This is a genomic window from Streptomyces sp. AC555_RSS877, from assembly GCF_019049245.1.
In the GTDB taxonomy this organism is placed as follows: domain Bacteria; phylum Actinomycetota; class Actinomycetes; order Streptomycetales; family Streptomycetaceae; genus Streptomyces.
The window spans coordinates 90,388-106,542 of record NZ_JAGMUK010000183.1 but is presented as its reverse complement, the minus strand read 5'-3'; the positions used below and the strand labels follow the sequence as shown (position 1 = coordinate 106,542).

Below are 16,155 nucleotides of genomic sequence, written 5' to 3'. Positions count from 1 at the left end.
TGCTCGGTCGGCCGTCCGGCGAAGCGACCCGAGCCGGCATGTTCCAGCCTCCTGTGACGGACGTACGCGCTCACTGACTCGTCGGCCAGTCCCGCCAGTTGGCTCGGCCACCACGATCCGCCGGCTGGGCCGGCCGTCGGGGTGGGTGCAGTACTCCTAGGAGGATCCCGGCCTTCTCCTGCCCTCGAAAGCACGGCAAGTTCGCAGGTGAACGATCCGTTGGCAGGGCTTCAGCCCTGGCTGAGCAAGGAGGACGCGGTGACTCGGACAACCCCGGAGATCACAGAGCAGGACAGCCGGAAGGTCGTACTCGTCACGGGTGCCACAAGCGGCATCGGCGAAGGCATCGCCAGGCGGCTCGCTGCGGAAGGGCACCACGTCGTTGCCGGCGGGCGTCGGGAGGATCGGCTGACCAGCCTGGCCCAGAGCATCCGGGCCGACGGCGGCAGCATCGACGTACGACGTCTCGACGTCACCGACCGGGCCGACGTGGCCAGGTTCGTCGACGAGACCGTCACCGCTCGGGGGCACATCGACGTGATGGTCAACAACGCCGGCGTCATGCCGCTGTCGCGGCTCGACTCACTGCTGGTGGACGAAGGGGACCGGATGGTCGATGTCAACGTCAAGGGACTGCTGTACGGCATAGCGGCGGCCATGCCGCACTTCCAGCGCCAGAGCAGCGGGCACTTCATCACCATTGCGTCCGTCGGCGCCTACTCCGTGGTTCCCACGGCTGCCGTGTACTGCGCCACGAAGTATGCGGCCTGGGCGATCACAGAGGGCCTGCGGCAGGAGGCTGACCCGTTCATCCGGGTCACCACCGTCTCACCGGGCGTCGTCGAGTCCGAACTGGCCGACACCATCACCGATCCAGGAGCCGCGGCGGCGATGAAGGATTACCGCTCGGCTGCCATCCCGCCCGATGCCATCGCTCGTGCGATCTCGTATGCGATCGGTCAGCCCGCCGATGTCGACGTCAACGAGCTGGTCATCCGGCCTGTGCGGCAGCGCCCGTGACGTTCTCGGCCGCCCGGGTCGTGCCGCCGCTGCGGAACCCGGCCCGGGACGACGGAACTCGCCCGCGCGGCGCTGGAAGGGGCGACGGCGTCGCCTCCGTCGTGCGGGTCCGTGGCCCGCCGCAGCGGAGGGAACGGCCGAGGCGTGTTCAGTCGCCTGTGCCGATGTCCCGCTGTACGGAATCCGCACCGTGCGCCGTCTGCGTCGCGGCGAGGCTGCCGAGCAGTGACAGAGCGTGGTCGGAGGGACCGCCGGGCTCGGCCTGGTAGACGACGAGTTGTTGGCCGGGCGCGCTGTTGATGGTCAAAGTCTCGTAGTCCAGGGTGAGTTCACCGACGACCGGGTGCCGGAAGCGTTTGGTCTCACGCCGCTTCTGGCGGATGTCATGACGCGACCACAGCCTGCGGAACGCTTCGCTCTTGAGCGACAACTCGCCCACCAGCTCGATCAACCGCGGATCGTCGTAGTCGGTTCCCGCCGCCTCGCGCAGACCGCCGACCGTGTTGGCGGCGACCCGGTCCCAGTCCGGGTAGAAATCCCGGGCGTCGGGGTCGAGGAAGACGAGCCGCATCAGGTCCCCGCTGTAGGTGTGGCCGGCGAACAGGGCGCCGCCGAGGGGGTTGTGCGCGAGTACGTCCATACAGCGCCCCAGGATCACGGCAGGCGTCCCGGTCCAGGTGTTCATCATCCGCAGCAGAACGGGACTCACCCGCTGACGCCGGGCGGTCTTGCGGGAACGGCCCGGCACGGGCCGGGCCAGTTGGTGCAGATGAGCCGTGGCGTCGTCGTCCAGCAACAGTGCCCGGGCCAGCGCGTCGACCACCTGTACCGAGGGGCTTCTCTCGCGGCCCTGCTCCAGGCGTATGTAGTAGTCGGTGCTCAGCCCGGCCAGCGTGGCCACTTCCTCCCGGCGCAGGCCCGCCACACGGCGGTGGCCGGTCACGGGCACGCCCTGCTCCTCGGGCTGCACAAGGCCCCGCCGAGCTCGCAGGAACCGCCCCAGCAGGTTGTCGCTGTCCATGCCATCGACAGTAGCCGCGCACCCCCTCCCGTGCGGCTGCGCAGGGTGGCCGCGATACTCCCAGGCTCGTCGGCTTGGGTGCCGGGGGGCGCTGAACCACGGCAAGTGCCGCGAGCTTGCTGCGTCGTCGTGGCGCCGCCCCCACTCCGTGCACCCCGGTGTCGTCGCCGTGCGACTACTGGTTGAGCACTTGGCGAACAGGGCCTTGTCCGTACGCAACCTGAACCTGCGGCGGTCGCTCGACGCGCACCGGTGCGTGCAGGACCCAGCCGTGCCCGGCCCGGCGGAGTGGTTCGGTCAGGTTGAACGGCCCGATGCCGTGGGTCTCGAACTGGCGCAGTCGCCTGGTCAGGCGGGTCGTCTCGGCCGGCTCGCTTCGGACTCCGAGGCGAGCAGAAGGGGCTGCTTCGGACCGGGCAGCGGCGGCAGCACTCCGCCGAGGCGGGTCGGCAGGACCACAAGGGGATGTGTCGCCCCGGCGAGTGCTACATCGCGGTGGGCGGGTGCGGGGAGCGGAGTACGAGCAGGGTGATCTCGCTGGGGGCGAAGACGCGGAACGGCGGGCCCCAGAAGCCGGTGCCGCGGCTGGTGTAGAGGAGGGTGCGGGGACCGTGGTGACTGAGGCCGGCGAGGGCGGGCTGGTCGATGCGGACCAGGTGGTGGAAGGGCCAGATCTGGCCGCCGTGCGTGTGGCCGGAGAGTTGGAGGTCGATGCCGGCGGCTGCTGCCCGGTCGATGAACTTGGGCTGGTGCGCCAAGAGCAGGACAGGTAGGTCGGGGTCGGCGCCGTCCAAGGCTCCGGCGAGGTGGGCGCGGTGGCCTGCCAGGCCGGAGGACTCGGCGGTGACGTCATCAACGCCGGCGACCACAAGGGCGTCGCCTCCGCGTTCCAGCAGCAGATGGCGGTTGCGCAGCGGCTCCCAGCCCAGCTCGTCCATCAGGTCGACCCAGCCCTGGGCCTCGCTGTAGTACTCGTGGTTGCCGGTGACGTACACACGGCCCCGGGTGGCCCGCACGGTTGCGAGCGGGGCGGCCTGGGCGCGGCGGCGTTCGGCCGTGCCGTCCGCGATGTCACCGGTGTGACAGACCAGGTCGGCTTCCAGGGTGTTCACCGTCTCGCACACCCGTGCCGACCAGCGGGCGCGATCGAGCGGGCCGTAGTGGGTGTCGGTGATGAGGACGACGCGGAAGCCGTCCAACCCGGCACCCAGGCGTGGGAGTCGCACGTCGAGTCGGCGCACGCGCGGCACGCGGCGGGCTTCGGCGTACCCCCAGGCGAGCAGCACGGCGGTTATGCCGAGGACGGCCCAAGTGACGATTCGGGCCCGGTCCTGACTGTCGCCGACGCCGGCCACGGTCAGGGCGAGCCGCAAGAAGACGCCGAGCAGAACGGACCAGGTGAACAGAACCCAGCTCGTGCCCAGCAGGGTGTCACCGATGATCGCTGCCCGGTCCTGCTGACGCCGGCCGTGGCCGCGCGCCATCGCGAGCGGCATCCCGACCAGGCCGACGACGAACAGGGCGGTGCCGGCCGGCGCGACGGGCAGCGGCCAGTTCTGGCCGGAGAACAGGAGCACCCAGCAGGGCACGGTCCACAGAAGTACGGGGGCGATCAGGGGGAGATAGCGCATCAGGCGGTGCAGCCGGCTCTGCCGCGGAGCTTGCGCTTCGCTGTCGGGGGGTCGGGTGTTGCTGGTGTCGCTCACGCTTCCCCTGTCTGACCGGGCTGCCGTTTCGCGCACTGTATCCGGTCGCCCTCGGGCCGACCGGACCGGCGTTCATGGGAGCGGCGTCCTTCGGGCTGGTGGATGTTGCCCGGTCCCGCGTCCCGTCGCCGTATGAGCGCTGACGTTGTCGCATGACCCGGGCGGGCTCGGCCTTCCGCCGAGCCCGCCACGCCGACTCCGTACGGGAGCCGGACTCGAGTCACGCCGTCAGCGCTGCAGTGTCAGCAGACCAGGACGGTAGGGCAGGAGGCCGTAGTCGCCGCCGGAGTTGGGGCTGCGCCCCTGGTAGAGCAACTGCAGATTGCAGGGATCGACGGTCATGGTCTGATCGGGGCTGGTGCGGATCAGTTCGCCATGGCTGATGTCGTTGGTCCAGGTGGCGCCGCTGTTGGCCTTGCCGGCGAAGGGATTGCTCTCGGTCGCGGCCTGGGGTGTCCATGAGCCGTTCAGACTGGTGGCCGTGAACGAGCGGAAGTAGCGGCCCTGCGAGCCGATCGCCTCGACGATCATGAGGTAGCGGTTCTGCCCCTGCAGCTTGTAGACCTGCGGGGCTTCGAACAGGTTGTTCGTCGTGTCGCTCATGACCACTGTCGAGGTCGCGCCGAAGCTGCCCGGGAAGTTCCCGATCGGCATACTGGCCCGGTAGATCTTGCCGTTGTCACCGGCGAAGAACAGGTACATGTTCGTCCCGTCACCGATGAGCGTCTGGTCGATGGGTCCTGTCCCGGAGTCGCTGATGCTGGCGGTGGAGAGCACCTGCTGGGATGACCAGCCATTGGGGTTGGTGGGGTCGCTCGACGTCCGGTAGGAGAAGGCGGTCCCGCCCCACTGGTAGGCGAGCACCCAGATGTTCTTCGGCGCGAAGTAGAAGAGCGTGGGTGCGACGGTGGAAGTTGACATCGTGTTCTGGCCGGCCGAGGCCATCTCCGACCAGTTGGTGAACAGGCCGAAGTTCATCGAACCCCAACTCGTCCCCGTGTCGTGCGTCGTCGCGTAGACGAGTTGCCTGCCGTTGTAGGGGACGACGGTGAAGTCCTTGAGCGAGACCCACCCCGGCTTGGGCTGCGCCAGCGCGCCCGTTGATGTCCAGCGGTAGGTCGACGGAAGATCGCACGGGCCGGGGCTGTCGCCGCCGACCTTGACGAGCTGCCACTGCTGGTTGGTGCCGCCCCAGTCGTCGTACTGGACGATGTTCCCGTTGTCGGCGCTGGAGGCGCCTTGCACTTCGAGGGCCTTGTTGCTGTGGCGCGAGATGAACCGCACGTAGCCGTCCGAGCTGTCGGCCAGCCGCCACTGCTGGTTGGTGGCGTTCAGGTCGGCCCACTGGACGATCGAGCCGCCGTTCGCGGTGGACCAGTTGTGGACGTCCAGCACCTTGCCCGAGTGGCGGGACTTGATGCGGTGGTAGCCGCCCCCGGAATCGACGAACTGCCACTGCTGTTGGTTCTGATCGTTCCTGGTCCACTGGGTGATGCGGGCGCCGTCGTTGGTCGCCATGTTGTAGACATCCAGGGCCTTGCCGCTGTTGCGGTTGACCAGCACATACGAGGCGTTGGGGTCTACGGTCGCCGCGCGGGCGGGCTGGGCGCCGAGGAAGGTGGCCACGAGCAGCAAGGGGGCGAGGACGGCGAGTAACCGTCTGAGGCGGACCGGGGAGGGGTGGCGAAACCACATCAGAGAGCACTCCTTTGGGGGCGGGGATGGGGGACCCGATGAACCGCGGAGCGGACTGCCGGGGCTGGGACGAGCTCGAAACATTTCGAAGAATTCCCGGAAGCTTTGACGCCACAAGCTAGGAATGTGGGGCGCTCTGGTCAAGGCCTGTCGCCGATCTGTCCACAAACAGCGCCTCCCCTTCGGGCTCGACAAGCTGCCGCGCCGACCGGAAACACAGCTGTACGCGATACGGCTCACCGGTCCAGGGCGTCCGCGCGGAGGAGAGACGTCGAGAAAGCGGCGTCCGCGCACTCGTCCCTGCCTCGGCCCTACGGCTCTGCCGACTGCGGCGGCGGGGTTCGCGGTCCGGCTCGCCGGGATCCGGAAAGTTTCGGGCGAGGAACGGAAATTTTTTCTGCGCGGAGTATTGACGATGCATCGTCAACACATCAATCATCCCTGCCTGAGGAACCGGCCATAGTTCGAGATCTCGAACCGTGTCGGCCCTGAGCAATCTGTGCGGCACGGCAGATCCACGCACAGCTGCACGACAGATCCGCGCATCCCTCAGAACACCTGCGCCACCCCATGTCGGTCCGGTGAGGTTCGCACCAGCGCACCCTGGCTCTCCGCGTAGTCGGAGAGGCGCGCGACGCCGCGTGACGGTCCCCCGGCTGAGTCGCGATGGAGTGCCCCCATGCCTGTGTCGAAACACCGCCGCCGCCCGCCGTACGTCACTCGACGGCCGACCGGAAGCCGTCCGTGCCGGTTGAGAGCGTCCCGGTCCCATGACCGCGCTGTCGGGTAATTCCGTGCTGCCCGGGCTCCGGCCCGCCCCCTCCGTCTGCCGAGTGGGAGCGGACGACGCATTCCCCGGCGCTTCAGTCCTTCCGTGATTTCTACCTTGGAGGCACATTCATGGGCTCGTATGCCCTTCCCGGACCCGTAGTCCGCCGCAAGATCCGCGGCCTGCTGTTGGCGCTGGTCGTCGGCGTCCTCGGTGCGGCCGCCGCACTGGTCGCACCGCCGACCGCACACGCCGCCGAGAACACGCTCGGCGCCGCGGCGGCGCAGAGCGGCCGCTACTTCGGCACCGCCATCGCCTCGGGCAGGCTGGGCGACTCGGCGTACACGACGATCGCGGGCCGTGAGTTCAACTCGGTGACGGCCGAGAACGAGATGAAGATCGACGCCACCGAACCGCAGCGGGGCCAGTTCAACTTCACCGCCGCTGACCGCGTCTACAACTGGGCGGTGCAGAACGGCAAGCAGGTGCGCGGCCACACCCTGGCCTGGCACTCCCAGCAGCCCGGCTGGATGCAGAGCCTCAGCGGCAGCACACTGCGCCAGGCGATGATCGGCCACATCAACGGCGTGATGGCCCACTACAAGGGCAAGATCGCCCAGTGGGACGTCGTGAACGAGGCCTTCGCCGACGGCAGTTCGGGAGCCCGGCGCGACTCCAACCTGCAACGCACCGGCAACGACTGGATCGAGGTCGCCTTCCGCACCGCGCGCGCCGCCGACCCGGCCGCCAAGCTCTGCTACAACGACTACAACGTCGAGAACTGGACCTGGGCCAAAACCCAGGCCATGTACGCCATGGTCCGGGACTTCAAGCAGCGCGGCGTGCCGATCGACTGCGTCGGCTTCCAGTCGCACTTCAACAGCGGCAGCCCCTACAACAGCAACTTCCGCACCACCCTGCAGAACTTCGCCGCCCTCGGCGTCGACGTGGCCATCACCGAACTCGACATCCAGGGCGCTCCGGCCACGACCTACGCCAACGTGACCAACGACTGTCTGGCCGTTCCGCGCTGCCTCGGCATCACCGTCTGGGGTGTGCGCGACACCGACTCCTGGCGAGCGGAGCAGACGCCGCTGCTGTTCAACGGCGACGGCAGCAAGAAGCCCGCCTATACCGCCGTCCTCAACACACTCAACGGCGGCTCTTCTACGCCTCCTTCGGAGTCCGGACCGATCAAGGGCGTCGGTTCGGGCCGCTGCCTGGACGTGCCCGGCACCAGTACCACCGACGGCACCCAGCTCAACCTGTGGGACTGCAACAACCGCACCAACCAGCAGTGGACGTACACCGCCGCCGGCGAGCTCAGGGTCTACGGCAACAAGTGCCTGGACGCCGCCGGCACCGGCAACGGCACCAAAGTCCAGATCTACGGCTGCTGGGGCGGCGACAACCAGAAATGGCGCCTCAACTCCGACGGATCCATCGTCGGCGTCCAGTCCGGCCTCTGCCTCGACGCCGTCGCAGGCGGCACAGCCAACGGCACCCTGATCCAGCTCTACTCCTGCTCGAACGGCAGTAACCAACGCTGGACCCGCACCTGATGGGACCTGCCGCAAACAAAAGGTGAGTCGCTGAAGACCTACGTAAGTCCTGGTCAATCGCATCACAGCGGCAAGGCGGTGGACGCCTCCAGCGCGTCCACCGCCGACGGCGCGCTCTGGAAGAAGCCCAGCTTCTTCGGCGAGTAGCTCACCAGCAGATTCTTCGTCTGTTGGTGGTACACGCGCCGCGTCCGCGCTGACCTGCGAAAACGGGACCGCGGTCAGAGGCGGGCCGTGACCTGGTCCGGGAATGGCCCGGACCTTGGTCCCCGACACGTGGCCCGAATCGCCCGGGCGTCCAGCAGAGACAACGGGCGACGCGCTCTGGCGCCTGCTCGGCGGGCGGTGCAGTGTGGGCACGCGTGCCGCTGACCTGTGTGAACAGCGCCCCGGCGAATCGGGCCGCTTCGCCGGCCCGTGGATGGTCCGGGTCATGCTCCTTACCCATGGACCACTGGCGGCCTGCCTGCGGGGCAAAGGTCCGGCGGTGAACGGAGAGCATGGGCTCGACGCTCCGTCAGTGGCCGATCGTCGCCGGGAGGACCCGGCCCGGTTTCCGCGTCCTCCATTTTCACGCATGTGGTGGTATCTCGCGAGGTGACTCGGTATCTCTCCGTGGGCGTGCGGGAAATGGCAATCTCGGTACGCTGGATGAAGGACACGTCGATGTCTCGGTGTAGAAGGAGTCCGCATAACGGCGAACCGTGTATACCGCAGACCGTGTATACCGGCGACCGTGCATACCGGAAAATCGTGTTCACAGGCGATCAGGGCCGAGTCCCGGCCTGGCGCACGGAGAGTTCCCCTTAAGTCAGCCCGGCCCCCACGGGCTTCTCCGCCGCCCGGTGCCGTTCGCCCAGCTCAGCCGGTCCGAAAAGTGGCCCATCAGGAGGTTAGTTGGGATGAACGCGCGACTGCGAAGCCAGGCTGCGATGGCCGCCGTCAGTTCATGCATCGTCGTGCTGACCGCGTTCTACTACGTATTTCCGGAAAAACGGCTGCTCTTCGTCGCCATTGGAGCGACCGGCGTCATCGGTATCGTCCTTGGTGTCTTTCTCAACCACCCGGCGCATCGACTCCCCTGGCTGTTGCTCGCCGCGGGGAACTTCGCCTTCGCCGCAGGCCAAGCCACCCAGATCATCCTCATCCAGTTGCTCGACGAGGAGATCCCGTTCCCGTCGATCGCCGACGGCTTCTATCTCGCCGCATATCCGCTCTATGCGGCCGGGCTGCTGGGCTTCGTGCACTGGCGCACAGGTTGGCGCGACCGGGCGAGCCTCGTCGACGCGCTGACACTGACGGTCGGCCTGGCTCTGCTGTCGTGGCTCTTCCTCATCGATCCGTACGCCCGTGCCGCGGGTCTGAGCTGGTGGCAGAAGGCGTTCGCCATCGCCTATCCGCTCGGCGACATCCTCGTCCTGGCGATGCTGCTGCGGCTGCTCGTCGGACGGGGCGGCAAGAGCCGCTCGCTCATGCTGCTCACCGTGGGCACCCTCGGCCTGCTCACCGCCGACGTGCTTTACGGGCTGATCCAGCTGAACGGAACGTGGCGCACGGGTAGCGCGGTCGAACTCGGCTGGGCCGTCCTGTACGGCGCCTGGGCGGCCGCCGCGCTCCATCCGTCCATGCGTCGGCTGACGCAACCGGTGCAATGGCGAGCCGAGACCGGCACGGGCCGGCTGAGCCTGCTCACCCTGGCGTCGCTGATCGCCCCGGCCATCCTCCTGACGGAGGCGGTGCGCGGCGTCAGGTCCAACGTCGGCGTCATCGGGGTCTTCTCCGCAGTGCTCTTCCTCCTCGTGCTCTACCGTCTGTCGGGGGTGGTGGCCACCCACCGGCGGGCGGTCGGCCGGGAGAAGGTGCTGCGCAACGCGGTGTCGTCGCTGGGCGGAGCGGGCGAGCTGCGGGATGTGGCCGCCGCCGTCCACTCCGCGGTGACGCAGCTGATGTCGCACGGGCCACCGCGTTCCGCGCTGCTCACCCTGCCGGACAACACGTTCTGGGTGAACGGGGCGCACGACGCCCTGCGCGGGCCCCTGACCGTGCGGGCGACCGCAGCCGTACGGGAACTGATCGCGTCCGGCGAGAACCGCCTGGTGAGCCTCGACGGTGTGGGGCCCGATCTTGCCGCCCGCCTCATGGGCTCGGACAAGGAGCCGACCCGCACCGGCCACGCGCTGGTCTGCCCGCTCGCCGCGCAGGATCACCCCTCGGGCGATCCATTGATGGGGGTGCTGATCGTGGCCGGGAACGAGCAGGACCTGCTCGTGCTCCGCGACACGCTGGCGACTCTCGCCGCGCAGGCAGCACTTGCCGCCGCGCGGGTCACCCTCGCCCAGGAGGTCAACCGGCGCAACAGCGAGATGTACTTCCGCACGCTGGTGCAGAACGCCTCCGAGGTCATCCTGATCCTCGACGACGACGACCGGGTCCGTTACGCCAGCCCCTCAGCCGGCCAGGTGCTCGGCGTTCCGGACCTGCAGGGCACCCTCCTCGTCGATCTGGTGCCACCGCAGGACAGCCGCGCGGTGGTCGAGACACTCGGCCGGATACGGAAAGGCGAGTGCCAGAGCAAGCGCGAGCACTGGCGCATGCTCCGCGCCGACCGGTCGTCCATCGAGGTCGAGGTGAGGTGGAGCGACCTGCGGGAGGAGGCGACCGTCGGTGGAGTCGTGCTCACCTTGCGGGACGTGACCGAACAGCGCAAACTCGAACGCGAACTCACCCACCAGGCGTTCCACGACTCGCTCACCAACCTGGCCAACCGCGTGCTCTTCCAGGACCGGGTCAACCACGCTCTGGCGCAGGCTCAGCGCGACGGCACGGTGGTCGGTGTGCTCTTCATCGACGTGGACGACTTCAAGGTAATCAACGACATACACGGCCACGGTGTGGGCGACGAACTCCTGGTCGCGCTGTCACTCCGGCTGCAGACCGCCGTGCGTGCCTCCGACACCGCCGCGCGCATCGGCGGCGACGAGTTCGCACTGCTGGTGGAGGGCTCCGTCACGACGGAGGGTGTGGAGCGGTTCACCGAACACCTGATGAGCGTGTTCGCCGAGCCGTTCCGGCTCAGTGTGGGGCCGATGAGCACGTACGCCAGCATCGGCGTCGCGACGACGGAAGACAGCATCGACTCGGTCGAACTGCTGACACACGCTGATCTCGCGCTGTACTCGGCGAAGATGGCGGGCAAGCGCCAGTGGCGCCACTACCACCCGGAACTGCAGAGCGGCATGGCTGAGCGTGCCAATCTGCAGGAGGCCCTGGACAGTTCGACGATCGAGACTTCCTTCCTGGTGCTTTACCAGCCCATCGTGGAGCTGGCCAGCGGTCGGATCGCCGGCTTCGAGGCGCTCGTTCGCTGGCCGCACTCCACGCGCGGCATGGTGTTGCCGGAGCAGTTCATCACGCTGGCCGAGGAGAGCGGGCAGATCGTCCCGCTCGGCGCGTGGGTGCTCGACCAGGCCGCGGCCGAGACGGTCCGGTGGAAGGACTCCGTGCTGCGCGGCGGGGCGGCCGACCGCAACGTCCCTTACATCAGCGTGAACGTGTCGCCACGTCAGTTCCGGGACGACGAGTTCTACAACGTGGTCCGGCGTGCCCTGGATCTCTCCGGCATCGAACCGTCGTCTCTCGTACTGGAACTGACCGAGAGCGTGCTGATGTACAACGACGAACGTATCCTGGCCGAGATGAATTCGCTCACAGACCTCGGTATCCGTATCGCGATCGACGACTTCGGAACGGGCTACTCGTCGCTGAGCTATCTGCGTGAGTTCCCCATCTCGATACTCAAGATAGACAAGTCGTTCGTCGACGAACTCGGGCACTCGTCGGAACAGTACGCCCTTGTCGAGGGCATCACGCATCTCGCCGACACCCTCGGCCTCACGGTTATCGCCGAAGGAGTGGAGAACGTGAGGCAGCAGGAATTGCTGATCTCCATGGGCTGCCGGTTGGCTCAGGGGTATCTCTTCGCCGAACCGGTCAGCGCCGAGGAGGCGGAACAACTCATCCTCGCGCCGCCGCTCGGCCGCCTGGCCGGATTGCCTGTGAGGCCCGTGGAAGGGGAGCGGTGATGGCGGCGGCCCTTTCCCGCTAGGGGCGCAGATCGTGCTCCGCAGGGCGCCGCGCGAAGGCAGGAGGCCCGAGTGACGGAACGTGAACAGTTGCCGGCAGAGTCGGCTGCACCGTGCGTCGTGCTGCGCAACGACGAGGAGCAGTACGCGATCTGGCCCGCCGACCGCCGGATTCCGGCCGGGTGGCGTCGGATCGGCGGACCGGAGTCGGCCGCGTGGTGCGCGAGTCTGGTCGACCGCCTGTGGACCGACATGCGGCCCGCGAGCGCCCGCGCCGAGGGCCGGCCCCCGGAGTCCTGGCCGAGCACCGTGCCTGAGCTGGTCCGGGAGCGGGCGCGGCGTGAGCCGTCCGCTCTCGCGGTGCTCTCGGACGACAGTCGGCTCAGCTACGCCGAGCTGAGCGGCCGCGCCGACCGGCTTGCCGACCAGTTGCGGGAGGCGGGCGTCGGCGCGGAGTCCGTCGTCACCGTGTGCCTCGACCGCGTGCCCGAGCTGATCGTCGCGCTGCTGGCGGCGCTGAGCTCCGGAGGCGCGTTCCTGCCCCTCGACCCGGCGACTCCACGGCAACGGATGGTCGCACTGCTCGGGGAGACCGGTTCACGCCTCATCGTCTCGAGCCGCGAGCACGCCCCGATGTTCGCCGGGTGCGAGGCGCGGATCGTCTACGCCGAACCCCCCGGAGCACCGGCCACGCAGGCGCCGCTGGAGGCACCGCGGCCGGCCCGCGGCCCCCGGCCGGACGACCTCGCCTACGTGATCTACACCTCCGGATCCACCGGGCCCCCCAAGGGGGTGATGATCAGCCACCGGTCACTGGCCCACTCGCTCACCGCGGTGGCCCGGGCATACGAACTGACGCCCTGCGACCGGGTGCTGCACGCGGCGGCGCTCGGCTTCGACACCTCACTGGAGCAGATCTTCGCCACGCTGATCAGCGGCGCGACGCTCATCCTCGCGGGAACAGCGACGTGGGCGCCCACCGACCTGCTGCGCCGCCTGCCCGAGCTCGGGATCACCGTCGCCGACCTGCCCCCCGCCTACTGGCACCGGATCGTCTCCGTGGCGGACCGCGGCGAGATCAGCGCGTCGCTGAGGCTCGTCATCGTGGGCGGCGAGATCGTCACCGCGAAGGACTGCCGCGCCGTTCTGCGCCGGATCCCCGGTGCACGGCTCGTCAACGCCTACGGGCTCACCGAGACCACCATCACCTCCACGCTCTGCGACCTGAACCAGGAAGCGCTCGCCGCGCCGGACACCGCCATCGCCCCGGTCGGCAGGCCCCTCGAGGGCAACCGTGTCCACGTGCTCGACGCCGAACTACGCCCGGTGCCGCCGGGCGAGCGCGGCGAAATCTACGTCGGCGGTCAGGGGCTCGCGCGTGGTGTCTGGCGGCAACCCGCCCTGACCGCACGGCAGTTCCTGCCCGAACCGTACGGTTCCGCGCCGGGGGACCGGATGTATCGCACCGGGGATCTGGGCCGTTGGCGCTCGGACGGCAACCTGGAAGTCCTGGGCCGGATCGACGACCAGATGAAGATCCGCGGGTTCCGGGTCGACCCGGCCGAGATCGAGGCCGCGCTCGTCTCCCGCCCGGAGATCGGCCAGGCGATGGTGGTGGCCAGGACACGCGAGGACGGCGACCGGGACCTGATCGCGTACTACACGCCGGCCTCGCCGCAGGCGGCCGGCGGCGAGGCGGCGCTGCGACGGCTGCGGCCGGCACTCGCCGAGGTCCTGCCGGGCTACATGATCCCGGCAGCGTTTCACGCGGTGGAACGGCTGCCCGTCGCGCCCAGCGGAAAGCTCGACCGCAGGGCCGTGCCGCAATCCGGGACCGCGGCGACGACGGCCGGCGCTGACGACCGTCCCGTGCCGCAGGGGCTGGCCCAGCTGTGGTGTCAGATCCTGGGTGTCGACTACGTCCGTCCGCACGACGACTTCTTCGAGCTGGGCGGCAACTCGCTGCTGGCCATGGAGATGCTTGCCCGGACCCGTGTCATATTCGGCATCGGAGTCACACAGATCCGCGACCTGACCCGTTCGCTGCTGCGGCAGCCGATGCTATCCGCGTTCGCCGAGTCCGTTCGCCAGGCACGTGCCGGCACACTGACCCACCCGGAGGGCGGAAGCGTCGACTTCGCCTCGGAGACCGATCGGCGCGTTCCGGCGGTGGGCCGTGACGCGCCGGCTCCCGATCACCGGCACCCCGGCGACGTCCTTCTCACCGGGGCGACGGGATTCTGCGGCGCGCACATGATCGACGAGCTGCTGCGCAGCACGACGGGCCGGATCCTCTGCCTCGTCAGGGCCTCGGACGAGCAGCACGGCATGGAGATGATCCGCTCGAGCCACCAGCGGTACGTCCTCAGCGATCTGTCCAGCGCGCGCGTCCAGCCGGTCGTCGGCGACCTGGGCAAGCCCGGACTGGGGCTGTCTCCCGGCCGGTTCGAGGAGCTGGGATCGACCGTCGACGCCGTCTACCACTTCGGCGCCCAGGTCAACTTCATCTACCCGTATCACGAGTTGCGCGCGGTGAACGTCGACGGAACATACGAGATCATCCGCCTCGCCGCCGGCAGGGCCGTCCCCGTCCACTTCGCCTCCAGCATGGCGGTGCTCGCCGGATTCGGGCCGGCCGGGGTGCGCGAGGTGACCGAGAGCACGCCCCTGGGCTTCCCGGAACATCTGTCGGTGGGATACGTGGAGACAAAATGGGTCGCCGAGGCGCTGCTGAAGAAGGCGTCCGACGCGGGCTTGCCGGTCGCCGTCTACCGCCTGATGGACATCACGGGCAGCAGCGGTACCGGCGTGGTGAACACCAGCAGCGAAATGGCCGCCCTCATCCGCTTCATCGGGCGGACCGGGCTGTGCCCTGACGTCCCGCTGCCGCTGGACTTCCTGCCGGCCGACCGCCTCGTCCGCGCAATCGGACACATCTCCACCCGCCAACCCGCGCGCGGTGAGGTCTACCACCTCACCAACCCCCGTCCCACCCTGCTGGATTCGCTGGCCGAGCGCATGCGCCAGCGGGGATATCCGGTGCAGAAGATCCCCTACGCCGAGTGGATCGCCGCTCTGGTGAAGTACGCGGCCGGACACCCCACCGACGCGATAACACCGTTCGTCCCGCTCTTCGTCGACCTGTGCCACCACGCCGACATCACCGTGAGCGAGATGTACTTCCAGGGTGTTTTCCCGGAGTTCACCCGCAACAACGCGGAACGGGCACTGGTGGACGCCGGGATCGACATTCCGCCCGTGGACGCGGAGATGATGGACCGCTACATCCACTACCTCGAACAGCCCGAGCCCGTCCGGCAGGTGAACAACCGAGGGCAGGGAGCGGCACGGTGGTGAGCCGATGCCCCGGCTGGGAGGCACTGGACGTGCTGGCGGCAGCGCCCGACGGTCCGGTGGCCTTCTGCGCCGACCTCAGTCCCGTCGGCCTCCTGGCGGCGTACCGCGCCGGGGTCTATCCGTTCCCGGCATCCGACGAGTACACCCGCGCCCTCAACGAAGTGGTCTTCGCCGATCAGGTCCAGGAGGGCGGCATCCGGCTCGTGGGGGAGGAATTGGCCGATCCCTTCGCCGTCTCCTGGTGGTCACCCGACCCCAGGCCGGTGCTGCCCGTCTCGGCTGCCCACCTGAGCCGGAGCCTCGCCCGGCGGCTGCGCAACCGGCTGCCGTGGTCGACCAGCCTGGACCGCGGGTTCGAGCGGGTCGTCCGCGAATGCCGCGGCGACCGTGTCCCGCTGTGGCTCACCGAGGAGCTGATCGCGAGCTTGATCCGCCTGCACGAACTGGGTCACGCTCACAGCGTCGAGGTGTGGGAGGACGGCAATCTGATCGGCGGCGTCTTCGGCCTCAGGGTCGGACCGGTCTTCAGCATGGACTCGATGTTCTTCCGGCGTCCCGGCGCCTCGAAGGTCGCGGTGAGCGACCTCGCCGCGCGTTTCGCACATGTCGGCGGCGAGCTGCTCGACGCGCAGCGGGACAGCCCGCACGTCCGCGACCTCGGCTGCATTCTCCTCCCGCGAGAGCAGTACGTGCGACACCTCCGCCGCACCGCGCGCGACAGCCTCCCGATGCCCACCGCCACCTTGCCCGCCCGCCGCCTCGCCCAGCCCGCGCGATCGCGCTGACCGTGTTCGTCGCGCTGCCCGGCGCCCGAGCCTGCTCATCTGCCGTCCTCTGCCGGAGCCTGTTCGTCACAGTCGGTGATGGGTGAGGCGGTGTCCAGCGGGATCGTTGGGTCATATGTGGTGAAAGTGAACTATTGGTTCTAGCTTGTGACTGACAG

General features: G+C 68.8%; 8 protein-coding genes. 5 read left to right on the top strand and 3 right to left on the bottom strand.

Annotated elements, in window-relative coordinates:
• The first annotated feature begins 258 nt into the window (after positions 1–258).
• A complete protein-coding gene (locus KUM49_RS40710; RefSeq protein ID WP_308406978.1) occupies positions 259–1,020 on the top strand; it encodes an SDR family oxidoreductase in 762 nt (253 codons plus the stop codon).
• A gap of 148 nt (positions 1,021–1,168) precedes the next feature.
• On the opposite strand, the gene KUM49_RS40705 is transcribed toward KUM49_RS40710, so the two are convergent.
• The 3 genes from KUM49_RS40705 to KUM49_RS40695 form a co-directional block, all read right to left on the bottom strand.
• Positions 1,169–2,041, bottom strand: coding sequence for a helix-turn-helix transcriptional regulator (locus KUM49_RS40705; protein WP_217241975.1), 873 nt, complete (start codon positions 2,039–2,041; stop codon positions 1,169–1,171).
• A 485-nt stretch (positions 2,042–2,526) separates the two neighbouring features.
• On the bottom strand, positions 2,527–3,747 hold the full coding sequence (locus KUM49_RS40700; protein WP_217241974.1) for a metallophosphoesterase: 1,221 nt from the start codon (positions 3,745–3,747) through the stop codon (positions 2,527–2,529).
• 228 nt (positions 3,748–3,975) lie between these two features.
• On the bottom strand, positions 3,976–5,442 hold the full coding sequence (locus tag KUM49_RS40695) for a non-reducing end alpha-L-arabinofuranosidase family hydrolase (protein ID WP_217241973.1): 1,467 nt from the start codon (positions 5,440–5,442) through the stop codon (positions 3,976–3,978).
• 900 nt (positions 5,443–6,342) lie between these two features.
• Here KUM49_RS40695 and KUM49_RS40690 point away from each other — a divergent pair.
• The 4 genes from KUM49_RS40690 to KUM49_RS40675 all read left to right on the top strand — a co-directional run bounded on the left by KUM49_RS40690 (position 6,343) and on the right by KUM49_RS40675 (position 15,997).
• On the top strand, positions 6,343–7,773 hold the full coding sequence (locus tag KUM49_RS40690) for an endo-1,4-beta-xylanase (protein WP_217241972.1): 1,431 nt from the start codon (positions 6,343–6,345) through the stop codon (positions 7,771–7,773).
• Positions 7,774–8,618: 845 nt separating this feature from the next.
• Complete coding sequence (locus KUM49_RS50480) at positions 8,619–11,855, top strand: EAL domain-containing protein (RefSeq protein WP_217241971.1); 3,237 nt, start codon at positions 8,619–8,621, stop codon at positions 11,853–11,855.
• A gap of 72 nt (positions 11,856–11,927) precedes the next feature.
• The gene (locus tag KUM49_RS40680) at positions 11,928–15,212 is read left to right on the top strand and encodes an amino acid adenylation domain-containing protein (RefSeq protein WP_217241970.1); all 3,285 of its coding nucleotides are present in this window, start codon (positions 11,928–11,930) and stop codon (positions 15,210–15,212) included.
• A complete protein-coding gene (locus KUM49_RS40675; protein WP_308406977.1) occupies positions 15,209–15,997 on the top strand; it encodes a leucyl/phenylalanyl-tRNA--protein transferase in 789 nt (262 codons plus the stop codon). The genes KUM49_RS40680 and KUM49_RS40675 overlap by 4 nt, the downstream gene beginning before the upstream one ends.
• Positions 15,998–16,155 lie beyond the last annotated feature (158 nt).